This window comes from Winogradskyella epiphytica, assembly GCF_003217215.1.
Lineage (GTDB): Bacteria > Bacteroidota > Bacteroidia > Flavobacteriales > Flavobacteriaceae > Winogradskyella > Winogradskyella epiphytica.
In genome coordinates, this window is the sequence record NZ_QJTD01000001.1 from 402,646 (window position 1) to 416,048 (window position 13,403).

General features: G+C 37.1%; 14 protein-coding genes. 10 read left to right on the plus strand and 4 right to left on the minus strand.

Translation table 11 applies throughout. The annotated features are described in order from the left end of the window. Positions 1-22 precede the first annotated feature (22 nt). The 4 genes from DFQ11_RS01735 to DFQ11_RS01750 form a co-directional block, all read right to left on the minus strand. Positions 23-2,305 carry a multicopper oxidase domain-containing protein gene (locus DFQ11_RS01735; RefSeq protein WP_110473905.1) on the minus strand — a complete coding sequence of 761 codons (2,283 nt, stop codon included), beginning with the start codon at positions 2,303-2,305 and terminating at the stop codon, positions 23-25. Then, positions 2,302-3,513, minus strand: a complete 1,212-nt coding sequence (locus DFQ11_RS01740) for a TolC family protein (RefSeq protein WP_110473906.1) — start codon at positions 3,511-3,513, stop codon at positions 2,302-2,304. Before DFQ11_RS01740 ends, DFQ11_RS01735 begins: the two co-directional genes overlap by 4 nt. Continuing rightward, complete coding sequence (locus DFQ11_RS01745) at positions 3,510-7,250, minus strand: efflux RND transporter permease subunit (RefSeq protein WP_110474802.1); 3,741 nt, start codon at positions 7,248-7,250, stop codon at positions 3,510-3,512. The genes DFQ11_RS01740 and DFQ11_RS01745 overlap by 4 nt, the downstream gene beginning before the upstream one ends. Before the next feature lie 134 nt (positions 7,251-7,384). Beyond that, positions 7,385-7,801, minus strand: a complete 417-nt coding sequence (locus DFQ11_RS01750; RefSeq protein ID WP_008616438.1) for an HYC_CC_PP family protein — start codon at positions 7,799-7,801, stop codon at positions 7,385-7,387. A 291-nt stretch (positions 7,802-8,092) separates the two neighbouring features. Between DFQ11_RS01750 and DFQ11_RS01755 the strand changes: the two genes are divergently transcribed. The 10 genes from DFQ11_RS01755 to DFQ11_RS01800 all read left to right on the plus strand — a co-directional run bounded on the left by DFQ11_RS01755 (position 8,093) and on the right by DFQ11_RS01800 (position 13,403). Beyond that, complete coding sequence (locus DFQ11_RS01755; RefSeq protein ID WP_040459986.1) at positions 8,093-8,515, plus strand: HYC_CC_PP family protein; 423 nt, start codon at positions 8,093-8,095, stop codon at positions 8,513-8,515. A gap of 169 nt (positions 8,516-8,684) precedes the next feature. After that, positions 8,685-9,266: a helix-turn-helix domain-containing protein gene (locus tag DFQ11_RS01760; protein ID WP_110473907.1), complete on the plus strand. Its 582-nt coding sequence runs from the start codon at positions 8,685-8,687 to the stop codon at positions 9,264-9,266. A 75-nt stretch (positions 9,267-9,341) separates the two neighbouring features. Then, positions 9,342-9,674, plus strand: a complete 333-nt coding sequence (locus DFQ11_RS01765) for a hypothetical protein (protein WP_229791218.1) — start codon at positions 9,342-9,344, stop codon at positions 9,672-9,674. A 141-nt stretch (positions 9,675-9,815) separates the two neighbouring features. Beyond that, the gene (locus tag DFQ11_RS01770; RefSeq protein ID WP_008616429.1) at positions 9,816-10,085 is read left to right on the plus strand and encodes a hypothetical protein; all 270 of its coding nucleotides are present in this window, start codon (positions 9,816-9,818) and stop codon (positions 10,083-10,085) included. Between the two features lie 7 nt (positions 10,086-10,092). Next, positions 10,093-10,311, plus strand: coding sequence for a heavy-metal-associated domain-containing protein (locus DFQ11_RS01775; protein ID WP_008616428.1), 219 nt, complete (start codon positions 10,093-10,095; stop codon positions 10,309-10,311). A gap of 22 nt (positions 10,312-10,333) precedes the next feature. After that, on the plus strand, positions 10,334-10,552 hold the full coding sequence (locus DFQ11_RS01780) for an SHOCT domain-containing protein (RefSeq protein ID WP_008616427.1): 219 nt from the start codon (positions 10,334-10,336) through the stop codon (positions 10,550-10,552). Positions 10,553-10,569: 17 nt separating this feature from the next. Beyond that, positions 10,570-10,848 (plus strand): DUF5676 family membrane protein, encoded by a 279-nt coding sequence (locus DFQ11_RS01785; protein WP_008616426.1) that lies wholly within the window; start codon positions 10,570-10,572, stop codon positions 10,846-10,848. A gap of 114 nt (positions 10,849-10,962) precedes the next feature. Beyond that, complete coding sequence (locus tag DFQ11_RS01790; RefSeq protein ID WP_228122685.1) at positions 10,963-11,577, plus strand: lycopene cyclase domain-containing protein; 615 nt, start codon at positions 10,963-10,965, stop codon at positions 11,575-11,577. Positions 11,578-11,589: 12 nt separating this feature from the next. Beyond that, a complete protein-coding gene (locus tag DFQ11_RS01795; RefSeq protein WP_110473908.1) occupies positions 11,590-12,051 on the plus strand; it encodes a universal stress protein in 462 nt (153 codons plus the stop codon). After that, positions 12,048-13,403 carry an NAD(P)/FAD-dependent oxidoreductase gene (locus DFQ11_RS01800; RefSeq protein WP_110473909.1) on the plus strand — a complete coding sequence of 452 codons (1,356 nt, stop codon included), beginning with the start codon at positions 12,048-12,050 and terminating at the stop codon, positions 13,401-13,403. The genes DFQ11_RS01795 and DFQ11_RS01800 overlap by 4 nt, the downstream gene beginning before the upstream one ends.

Consider the following 13,403-nt stretch of genomic DNA (forward strand, 5'->3'; position numbering starts at 1 on the left):
ATTGATATATGTTAATCTTTATTTAAAATCTTGCTAAAAGACCGCCACCCCAACCATATCGGTTGTTATAGTTTCCTTGAATTGAAAAATTTCTAGAGAGGATGTATGAAAGACCTACCAACCATTGTGTTTCGCTTTCAAAAGAGCTATCTCCTAAATCATTGACCCATCCAAAGTCTGCTCTATATTCATATTCGCCTTCCAGAAATATTCTTGGAAAAATCAATAGTTCTCTGTCCAAGCGTATTCTTGGGCGTAGCTGGTTATCCATACTCACATCTACATTGAATCTATAAGGAGTAAAGTATTTTACACCAATAAGACCAACTGTATTGAACTCATCGAAGGAATTTGGTATTTCGGTTTCGGTATTAACACCTACATAGAGACGCACCCAATCATTGAGATACCTGTTGTAATTTACTTCAGCTTCAAGATTTTTGTCATAATCGAATTCTGCTCGTAATCCAAATTCGTTACGGATATTGCTAGAGGTTAAAAAGAGTTCATTAAAGTTTGAGCCTGCACGCAACAATCCCCAAGAATAGTAATGGTCGGTTTCATCGATGAGTTTTTGAACGGGAAAATCTTCCATCCTTTTATCTCTTGGGGTATCATAACTAAACACCCTTGCCATACCTCCCATCATGTGATATAGTACGTGACAATGAAAGAACCAATCTCCATACTCTTCGTTGTAGAACTCTATGACCACTTTCTGCATTGGCGGTACATTGACGGTATGCTTTAATGGTGAACGTTCACCATTTTCGTTAACGACCCTAAAATAATGACCGTGCAAATGCATTGGGTGGTGCATCATCGTTAGATTGTTGAGTGTTATTCGGGTTACTTCGCCACTTTTGATTTTTATTTTATCGGTTTCTGAAAGTGGTACGCCATTCATACTCCAAACATAGCGTTGCATATTTCCGGTCAAGTTCAACAGAATATCGTTTACGGGTAAGTTGGCCTTGAATGTGGTATTTTCGGTTGCCTTTAAAAAGTCGTAGTTGAAATAGGTTTTACGTGTGCTGTAATTGAAAGACACGGTGTCCTTTTGCATCATAGACATATCGTGACCCATATGGTCGTTTGCCTTCATATCCATTTGATTACCCATTTTGCCATCGTTCATATTCATTTTTCCGTCCTTCATATCCATTTTCATCCCATAATTCTCCTTCAGGTATTCAGGTGTTTTTTTCTTTTTGTTACCTACCATTGAAGGCGCTCCCATTTTCATATCCATTTTGGCCATTTGCTTCATCATTTCCACTTTATCAGGCCTGCCAATTCTTTCGGCTGGGTATAGGATGCCTTCGCCCAAACGCAACGAGGTGCTTCCAGAACCGTCCTGAGCGGTGGCGGTAACTTCTAAAGTACCTTCGGGAATGGTAACGATAACATCATAGGTTTCGGCAATACCGAAGAGGAAACGGCTTTTTGCTACAGGTTCCACATCAATACCGTCGCCCGCAACGACCATCGGGTTGCCACCGCCAAAGTCCAACCAATAATAAGTGGAAGCGGATGCATTGATAAAGCGAAGTCGAACCTTTTCCCCTGGTTTGAATTCTGGATATTCCGCTAACGACTTTCCATTGGTTAGAAAGGCGGGATAATAAATGTCTGCAATATCAGCCCCTTCCATACGGTCTCTCCAAAATTTAAGTTGAGCACCAAAGGCACCTTCTGAAATGACCCTACTTAATGGCACTGCTGTGCCTTTTTTAACTTGATACCACTCGTTACCTCTTTTAAGGTTTCGTAATACATTCATTGGTTTTTCATTGGTCCAATCTGATAATACCACGACTAAATCTTTATCATATTCCAAGGTTTTCTCTTTTGGATGAATGATAATAGACCCATAAACACCTTTTTGTTCTTGTAGCATTGTGTGGGAATGGTACCAATATGTTCCCGATTGGTTGATTGGAATCCTGTATTGGAAGGTTGTTCCTGGCTCAATCGGTGGGGTAGTTAAATATGGAACCCCGTCGTAAAAATTGGGAAGTATCAATCCGTGCCAATGCACTGAAGTTTCTTCATCCATTTTATTGGTTACGTTGATTATAGCAAGGTCTCCTTCATTAAATTCCAAAACAGGCCCAGGGATACCTCCATTGATGGTCATTGCATTGGCAGTAACACCTCCAAGTGTCATTTCGTTTTCCTCAATGGTAAGGTTATACTCCTTAACAGGTCGCCCATCTTCCTTTCTATCATTTCCGTTTGTGCCTACTTGGGCAAAAATTGAAGTTGTGAAAAGCAATAGCGTAATAATTTTTATTGTTTTCATTTTGTCAAATAATTTATGATGGCATATTCTGTATAATACCCTCTATTAGATTCGATTAAATTGATTTGAAACCTTAACTGCAATTCTTGTACATCGAGCACATCGTTAAAATCTATAGTTCCGGTTTCGTAATTCTTAATGAGAATTTCTTCGGCGTCATTCGCCTGCTTTAAATTGTCTGTTTGTGCATTAAACTTAATTCTCATTGTATTTCTATTATAAATAGCTTGTGCAAGACGTGTTTCAAGGTTATTGAGCCTCTCTTCTTTCTGTGATTTTATTTCCAATTGTTTCAATTCATTTTGCTTTGTCACTGACTTATATTTATTATTGAAAATGGGAATTGAAATAGAAACCATAGGCATAACCATATCTTTAAAAGAGCTAGTTATCATTGGACTATTTTCTTGGTTAATATACTGCACTCCAAACCCTACCATAGGACCACTTTCCTTTTGGTTTAACAGCTCTGACTGCTCAACAGATTCATATAACTTATCATATTTAATAAGTTCCGGGTTTATTTGAAGGTTCTCATTTAAAACCAGAGGGTCAACGTCCGGAATCATCATTTCTTCCACAACATCCACCGACATATTTTCTTCACGATTCAAAAGGTTATTGAACAGCGTCTGTTCTGCCTGAAAACCCTGTTCTAGCACTTCCTTTTGTTGAACTAATTCGTTTTGCCTTATTTGAAGGCGAAGTACATCAACAGCTGATGCTTTACCAACTTCCAATGAAGTTAATGCTAGGCGTTCATAGGTTTGTAAAAGTTCAATGTTCTCATCCAGAATAAGCTGTTTTGCACGTATGGCATAAAGTTTATAATATGACTGGGATACTGACAATGAAAGTTTTCTTTTCGCAATTGCTATATCAACATATTGCGCTTCTGCTATAGATGATGCATAATTTTCCCTTGCTGAAATGGTCCCGAACCACGGTAACATTTGCATTACAGAGGCACTAAATTGCTCCATAGGCATATCCATTTCAGGAGCTATAGCCATAACGCCAAAATTAAATTCAGTATTTGGTAAGCTGTTAACTTCATTTACTTTTTCTTCGGCGATATTGTACCGCAATTCAAAAGCTTGGATTTCTGGATTGTTCTTTTCAGCTTCCTGAATATAGGATGCTAAATCTTGTGCATTTACTTCCACGAAAGCGAAAAAAACAAGTGCTATTAAAATTATATATCTCATTTTGTAGCTCGTTTTAATTGAAATTCTTCTTTCCAGCTAAATAAAACTGGCACAACAAATAGGGTTATAAGTGCAATTAACATCCCACCAAAAGAAGGAATAGCCATTGGAATCATTATATCACTCCCTCGACCTGTTGATGTTAATACAGGCAACAAAGCAAGAATAGTTGTCGCCGTTGTCATTAAACACGGACGGATACGTTTTTCTCCTGCCTCAACTACGGATGCCCTAATGCTTTTTCTATCTTTAGGTTTGTTTTTGTCAAAGGTTTGCGTAAGGTAGGTAGCCATTACTACGCCATCATCGGTAGCAATACCGAATAGAGCAATAAAACCAACCCATACAGCGACACTTAAATTAATGGTGTGCATTTGAAAGAGGTCTCGTAAATTTTCTCCGAAAAAGCTGAAGTTTAAGAACCAATCTTGGCCGTAGAACCATATCATTAAAAAACCTCCCGCAAAGGCGACAGCAATTCCAGTAAAGACCATTAATGACGTTCCAACAGAACGGAACTGGAAATATAGGATTAGAAAAATAATAGCCAAAGCCAGAGGTACTACCACGCTCAATGTTTTTTCTGCTCGTAACTGATTTTCATACGTTCCCGTAAATTGATAATTGATACCCTTTGGAACGGTCAATTCGCCATTGTCAATTTTTTCTTGAATAAGGGCTTGGGCATTTTCCACCACATCTACTTCGGCGAAACCATCTAATTTATCAAAAAGGACATAGCCTACTAAAAAAGTGTCTTCACTCTTTATAACCTGTGGCCCTTTCTCATATCTAATAGTGACCAACTCACTTAACGGAACCGGACTTCCTTTTTCTACAGGCACATAAATATCTTTTAAATCGTTTGGATTTGCGCGTAATTCCCTTGGGTAGCGTACACGAATACCATAGCGCTCCCTACCTTCTACTGTTTGTGAAAGCACCATACCACCAACAGAAACCTGTATAACTTGCTGTACTTGCTCTATGGTTATGCCATAGCGCGCAAGTCGTTCTCTGTCAATATCTATAAGTAGGTATGGCTTCCCCACAATACGGTCGGCAAAAACTGCTTCATCCTTTACACCCTCTGCTTGTTTTAAGATATCTTCCAATTGTACCCCAAACGCCTCAATTTCTTTTAAATCCTGTCCTTTCACCTTAATGCCCATAGGTGCTCGCATACCAGTCTGTAGCATCACCAAGCGTGTTTCTATGGGTTGTAGCTTGGGTGCAGAAGTAACACCTGGAAGCTTTGTAACCCTTACGATTTCTTTCCAAATATCGTCTGGCGATTCAATTTCAGGTCGCCAATTTCTAAAGTACTCTCCATCGTCATCTGGAATGAGCTGTGACCTTGTTACAGAGAATGGGTCTGTAATTTTTGAGGCTTTATAGTCTTCATCTTCTACTTCAATTTCGCTATTAGGGTTGGTTACTAAACTGCCATCCTTTAAAACAAATAAGCCGTCTTCGTTTACCTTAAAGCGTTGTCTTTTGCGATTTTCATTTAAAATATATTCAGATTTATATTGAATAACATTCTCATACATCGATAACGGTGCAGGGTCTAATGATGATTCTGTACGCCCAGATTTACCGACTACAGTTTCAATTTCTGGAATGCTCGCAACGGCCATATCGAGTTGCTGTAGGACGCGTTTATTTTCCTCCACACCTGCGTGTGGCATTGAAGTGGGCATTAACAGGAATGAACCCTCATTGAGTGAAGGCATAAACTCTTTACCAGTATTTCGCATAATCATCACTCCAAAAATTACAATGGCAGTTGGTATCGAAAGAAATAACAGTTTATTGCGCAATGCCCAATTTAATATTCGAACATAATAATTTCTAAAAAGTGTAAATACTCCTAAAAGACCAAAACAGATAAGACCTACAAAAATTACATTTATAAAGAAGCTTCTATCAACTCCCAATGGCCTCCAATATTCTCCCAGTAAAAATATAAGAGCAAATGCAGAGACAAATATGTTGATAGTATTCGCCAGTTTTGCGGTAATCATTTCCTTTAACGACAGAATGCCAACCGTACCAAATGCTATTAATATTAATCCTAACGGGTATCCGAAAATAAGGGATACAATACCCAGAATAATCATCGTTCCATTTAAAATATAGCTAAAAGAAGTCCTTATGCTTCTCTTTTTAAATAAATAGGCTGTAAACGGTGGAATTAAAAACAAGGACACAGTTAAGGCTGCTATTAGGGCAGCAGTTTTGGTAAAAGCCAATGGTCTAAACAATTTACCTTCAGCACCGATCATCGTGAATACCGGAATGAAACTTATAATAGTGGTCAGTATAGCTGTGAGTATAGCCCCGGAAACTTCCGCAGTGGCATTGTACACAATGGTATCCATTGGCACATCTTCATCACTTTCGTCTATATGCCTCAGCACATTTTCTGTAAGGATAACCCCCATATCTACCATTGTTCCAATAGCAATAGCAATACCCGATAAGGCCACAATATTCGCATCTACGTTGAAGAGTTTCATCGAAATAAAAACCATTAACACCGCTATAGGTAATAATCCCGAAATCAATATGGAAGCCCGCAAATTGAATACCATTATGATGATTACGAAAATGGTGACTAAAATTTGTAATGACAGTGCTTCCTCCAGCGTATCCAAGGTTTCTTGTATCAATTCTGTTCTGTCATAAAAGGGTACGATGGTTAATTGCGAAGTCCTCCCATCGCTTAATGTTTTTGATGGAAGCCCAGAACTTAACTCGTTTATTTTTTCTTTAACATTGTTGATGACTTCCATAGGATTGGCCCCATAACGAGCCACTACAACACCACCAACAACCTCGGCTCCTTCCTTATCCAATAAACCTCTTCTTGTAGCAGGACCGTGTGTTACTTTCGCAATATCCTTTATACGGATGGATGTAAAATCTTTTGAAGTAACTACCGCGTTTTCTAAATCAGATAGTTTCTTAATATAACCCAATCCTCTTATAAGGTATTCAGCTTGGTTGATTTCAAGCGTTTGTGCACCAACATCTTTGTTGCTTTGTTTTACTGCTTTTACAACCTCACTCAAGCCTATGTTGTATTGCCGCATTAATTCGGGATTAACATCCACTTGATATTCCAAAACATATCCGCCGATGGAAGCCACTTCTGAAACGCCACTCGCAGATGACAACGCATATTTCACGTAGAAGTCTTGAATGCTTCTTAATTCTTGTAAATCCCATCCACCTGTAACATTACCATCTTTATCACGTCCCTCAAGGGTGTACCAATATACTTGCCCTAATCCTGTGGCATCGGGACCTAGAGCTGGATTAACGCCTTCTGGTAGAAGTCCGGCTGGTAATGAGTTTAATTTTTCAAGTATTCGGCTTCTGCTCCAATAAAATTCAATATCTTCTTCGAAAATGATATAAATGCTCGAAAACCCGAACATAGATGAACTACGTATTGTTTTAACCCCTGGAATACCAAGAAGCGATGTGGTTAGAGGATAAGTAATTTGATCCTCAATATCTTGAGGGGAACGACCATCCCATTTAGTAAATACAATTTGTTGGTTTTCGCCAATATCTGGTATGGCATCTACGGCAACAGGGTCTCGAGGAAGTGAGCCTGTATTCCATTCAAACGGGGCGTTTACGACTCCCCAAGCAATAAAAAGTGCAAGTAGTAGAACGGCTACTAGCTTGTTCTCGATTAAAAATTTGATGCTTTTATTCAGCATTACAATGATTATTAAACAGTTATACATCGAATAATATCTTGATAAAATCAAAACATTAAACACAAGAAATTGAGCCCAAAATAGTATTGACCATAGGGCTAATTATTCCGATATTTATCGGAAACTGTTTAAAATCAAATTAAATACGTCTCGTGCAGTTTTTGTATATCCCGTATGAGAAAGGGAACCGCATAATCTCTAAATGGTACAATGTGTGAATCAAGAGTCTCAAAGAGATTGATATAAGAATGTACAAAAGAGACAACAAAGACTTGTTGCTCAAAATTTAAGGTGTTAAAAGACATCTTCAGGTCGTCCTGACCTTCAACAACTAATTGCTTATCTGAACAGCAGGAATCATCCTGAACTTCACTTTGACAATCATTTTTGGATAGTTGTTTATCCATTCCGCAAGTTTCAACGTGCCCAAATAAAGAAGAATCCACTAAAGTATCGCCACAGTAATGACTATCAATAGTAAAAGAAACTGTTGACAATAGCACGATAAGTGCCAAACAAACGGATGATATTTTATGAAAAACTTTTTTCATTAATGTTGCAAATTTATAAAAAATTTATCTCAATTTGTTTATTTAACAATTTTTTTTGATTTATCAATGTTTATTTTGCACGAAACCGCTTAAATATTATTTGCAAATAAAATTCTTTTGCAGCTTCCTTTATATGATATAAATCATAGTTCTGTTGAACTTTTAGAATTATATTTGTACTGATTAATTTTGTTGTTTTTTTTGTAAAAAACTGATAATAAAATAATTGAACAGTTGAATTTTATTTTCCAAAATCCTTTAATGTTAATCAAAATTTATTAATTTTATAGTGTGAAATCTTTTTTTACTAAAATACTGTCCTTCTTTTTAGCAGTTTTTATACTGTTTTCCACCACATCCTTTACGGTAAATATGCACTTTTGCTGTAATAAAATGGTGGATTTGGCTTTTTTTAGTAAAGCAGAATCTTGTATGGAGACTGCACAGAAAAAAGATAATAATTCCAAGCAATGTACTACAATACAAGAGAAAGACTGTTGCGATAATAAGACCATCTTGAAAGAAGGAGATGACACCTTCAAGAAGGCCAATACAATTTCAGAGATTGAAACTTTAGTTTTCTTAAACAACTTCGTCTATTCTTATATCAACCTTTTTGAAGGTTTAGAGAAAAACACAGTTTCTTTTAAGGCTTATAGGCCACCTTTGCTATCCACAGACCTTGTAATCCTCAACGAGTCCTTTTTAATTTGATTTTCTACTTCGCAGGTTAAAATTAATCTGCATTGCCTCTATAGCCAATATTTCACTTCTGGCTAACATTTGTTGTACCCTATTCTCAACAACGCTACACAATATTAATCCTGTTAGGCTAAACCTATCAGACCATTGAGCTAAACTCATTGACAATACATTATATACTATGAACAAACCAAAAGAATTTTGGATTAAGAATATGGTCTGTAGCCGCTGCTTAAAAGTTATTAAGCAAGAACTACAGGAATTGGGAGTTACTGTGCTTTCATTGGAATTAGGAAGGTTATTGGTAGAAGCACCAAAAAAAACCAGCAATGAGATTGTCGAAGCTGTTACAACTGTGCTTCACGCTAATGATTTTGAAATTGTACAAAAAGAAGAAGAAATGCTCGTAGAAAGAATGAAAGTCATTCTAATAGAACAATTGCAAGAGTTACCATTACATATTAAGGTAAAAACATCTGAACTATTAGCATCAAGACTTCATAAGGATTACAAGACATTGAGCAAATTGTTTTCAGCCAACGAACAGACCACTCTGGAAAAGTACTTTATCAAATTAAAGATTGAAAAAGTTAAAGAGCTCATTCAGCTTAAACAACATTCCTTTTCAGATATAGGGTACCTATTGGACTACAGCAGTGTCAACCATTTGTCTAGACAGTTTAAGGACGTTATAGGAGTAAGTATGACCGATTATAAAAATGCAGAAGACTGGAAACGAAATTTTTACGATGAAATTATATAGATCATAGCGAAAGTTATGTACAACAAGATAGTACAAAACCAATAATTTTATAGTATTAATTCAAAACAAACACCTATGAAAGCACTTACAATTATTTTATCGATGATTGGGCTTGTAAGTTTGAACAGTTGCACACAAGAAACAAACCCTCAAGCAGTACTGGAAAACCCAGAAACCCGCACAGAAGTCTTCAATGATATTGCCCAGAATGACGATTATATGACGGAGTTTATGGAAAATATGCACAACAACCCACAAGCAATGCAAATGATGCAGGGCAACAAGAACATGATGGACGCTATGATGCAGGGCGAAGGAATGCAAATGATGATGGAAGACGGTATGATGATGCACTCAATGATGGACGGAATGATGAAAATGATGCACGAAAAAGGGATGATGAGCTAAGACTGTATGGAATCCTGCTCAAAGATGATGGGCGAAAAAGGAATGGATATGCAGGGTATGGACAAGATGGACGATATGGATAGTCCAACCAAAGGTGAGCATACCGAGCATCATTAATTTTAACTTTTAAAATAAACAACAATGAAAAATAATCACTGGATATGGATGGTCATCGGTTGTGGATTACCATTACTGTTTATCTTTTTTGCACCATCATTAGGTATAGGAAGCAGTTCGTCTCTATTCATCTTCATCCTCTTTATGTTTGCTTGTCACTTATTTATGCCTCACGGTTCACATCGCCACGGTGGGCACAATCATTCACAGAATAGACAAAGAGAAAACGAACACGGTAAAGATGTTTCAAAAACAGAACCAAAAGATGAACACAAAGGGCATCATCACCATTAAATACTAAATGATGAAACAAAAATTTCAAATAAGCGGAATCAGCTGCGGTGGATGTGTATCAAGAGTAAAAAAGACTTTAGAAGAACATCCCAATATAGAAAAAGCAGAGATCTTTTTGGCACCAAAAGGTGCTGCACTTATCACGATGAATGAAGCACTTTCTGTTGCCGAATTACAAAAGCAACTTGATGGGCTCAATGGTTATACAATTACAGAATTAAATTAACAACAACTTAAAACCAAAAATTATGCATTTTTACGAAGGACATTTTGGAGGTATGCACCTAATATGGTGGATTATATGGATTATTTTATTGGCTTGGATATTCTTTATCCCAGCAGATATCCCTTATCAAAAAACAAAGAAGGACAGCCCACTGGATATTCTTAAAAACCGCTTTGCAAAAGGCGAAATATCCAAGGAAGAATTTGAGGAATCAAAAAAGATATTAAAATCAGACAACTAACTCAAAACTTTAAAATTATGTATCGATTAAACGTAAAAAAACTCGGATTTGCTTTCGGTCTTACGGGGGCACTAATTTACTTAGGCTGTATGATAGTTATGTCAACAGCAGGTCGAGAAGCCACTATCGATTTTTTCAACAGCCTATTGCACGGTTTAGATACCACAAGCATTATCAGGATGGATGTGCCACTATGGGAAGCTGGTTTGGGAATAGTACAGATATTCATTTTAGGATGGCTAATAGGTGCCTGTATTGCGGCTTTTTATAATGCGCAAATAAAAGTCAAAAAATAAGAGAGTAAAATAAAATTTATGCAATATGTCTGGTTCATATGGTCTCTTATAATTCTTGCTCTTTGGGCAATAATCTATTTGTCAAAAAAGGGGTATAGAAAAGAAATGCTCAAAATGAGCCTTATTACGATGCCCTTTGGTTTAACAGAACCATTATTTGTACCAGAATATTGGATGCCACCTTCCTTATTCCATTTAGCGGAAAGAACAGGTTTTGATATTGAGAGCCTTATCTTCTCTTTTGCCATTGGCGGAATAGGGACGGTATTGTATAATCTGATATTCAAAAAAGGCTATATAGATATGCCTCATACCGAACGGAGCCACCAAAGACATAAGCTACATATTTATATACTTTTTGTTCCAGCCATTGTATTCGTCATATTTAGTCTTTTCACCACGCTTAACCACATCTATTGTGGCATCATTGCAATGTTTTTTGGTGGTTTGGCAACATTGTACTGTCGCCCAGATTTAAAAGGAAAGATATGGGTTGGAGGAATCTTGTTTACCATACTGTACTTCATTTATTTCGGAAGCATCCTTCCGTTTTATCCGCAATATGTGGAGCTGTACTGGAATCTGGACAACCTGACCCATATTCTTGTTTTGGGAATCCCAATTGAAGAGTTACTGTTCGCTTTCACCTTTGGTATGTATTGGTCTGGATTATATGAACACTTGTATTGGAGAAAACTTATAAAATCGAAAGAAATGTCAACCAACTAAAACATTCAAATTATGAAAATATTATTGGCCATAGATGGTTCAGATTTCAGTAAAGTAGCCATTCACGAACTTATAAAAATGACCCTATCCTCAAATAGTGAAATTCATATTATAAATGTTTATGAAGTTCCGAAAACAAACGGCCTGGGATTGCATACTATGGGCGGCAGGATAGGAAATTACATAGAAGAAATTAGAAGTAACGCTCAAAAATTGGGAAACAAAATCGTTTCAGAAGCTTTCGATAAAATCAAGGCCGAAAACAAGGCACTTTCCATAACCACAAGTGTTGTTAGTGGCCTGCCCAAAAGTACTATTTATGAAAAAGCAGAAGATTGGGGTGCAGATTTAATCGTAGTAGGCTCTCAGGGTCACGGTGCACTTTCACGCTTAGTATTGGGCTCTGTATCCCAATATTTGACCACAAATGCCAAATGTTCAGTACTCATTGCAAGAGATAGAAATAAAAAATGAAAGAAAAGCAAACACATAGCATTCCGTTGGAATCCACCTGTAAGATAACAGATGAAATCTGTCTTCCAGATACTAAATTACCTCGTGTGGTTATCGTTGGTGGAGGATTTGCAGGTTTGGCATTGGTTGAGAAACTGAAACACAAAGAAGTTCAAGTGGTTTTACTCGATAAAAATAACTTCCATCAGTTTCAGCCTTTATTATATCAAGTGGCAACGAGTGCCCTGGAGCCTGACAGTATTGTATTTCCATTCAGAAAACAAATCAATGGCTATAAAAATGTTTTCTTTCGTTTGGCTGAAGTTGAGGAAATTCAACCTGATTCAAATACTATATTGACCAATAAGGGAAGTGTTTCTTATGACTATTTAGTGTTGGCTACTGGCACGACCACCAATTTCTTTGGGATGGATTCTGTGGCCGAAAATAGTTTGGGGATGAAGGATATTCGCGATTCCCTCAACATCCGTCATATGATGTTGCAAAATTTGGAACAGGCAGCTATTACTTGTGATGATAAAGAACGCGACGCGCTGACAAATTTTGTAATAGTAGGTGGTGGTCCAGCAGGCGTAGAAATGGCAGGAGCTTTGGCAGAGTTTTGCAAATACATCCTTCCCAAAGATTACCCAGAGTACCCTTCTTCCATTATGAATATTTATCTAATAGAAGCCATTGATGAGTTGTTAAGTACAATGTCTGATAAAGCATCTTCGAAAACCCTCAAATATTTAGAGGATTTAAATGTAAAGGTATTATTAAATGAAGCTGTAAGCAATTATGATGGAAAGGAAGTCACTACCAAAAGTGATAAGACCATATTGGCTAAAAACCTTATCTGGACGGCTGGCGTAAAAGGACAATTCCCAAATGGTATTGATGGAAAACACGTAGTCAGAGGCAACCGTATTAAAACCAATGCCAATTTAAAAGTAGAAGGCTACGAAAATATTTTTGCCATAGGTGATATCGCAGCACTCATTTCCAAAGAAACCCCAAAAGGACATCCACAAGTAGCACAGACCGCTATTCAACAAGGTAAATACCTGGGCGATTCGATATTAAATATCATAAATAACAAATCCATAAAACCTTTCAAATATAAAGATAAAGGTTCCTTAGCAACCGTAGGTAAACGCAAGGCAGTTGCCGATTTGGGCAAATTTAAATTTGCAGGCTATTTCGCCTGGTTGCTGTGGTCCGTTGTTCACTTGATGGCCATAAGTGGATTTAGAAATAGATTGATGGTTGGTTTTAATTGGGCGGTTAGCTATTTCACTTATGAAAAGAGCAACCGCTTGATTATTAGAAATTTTAAGCCAAAATCATTAATCGATAATACAGAAGAATAA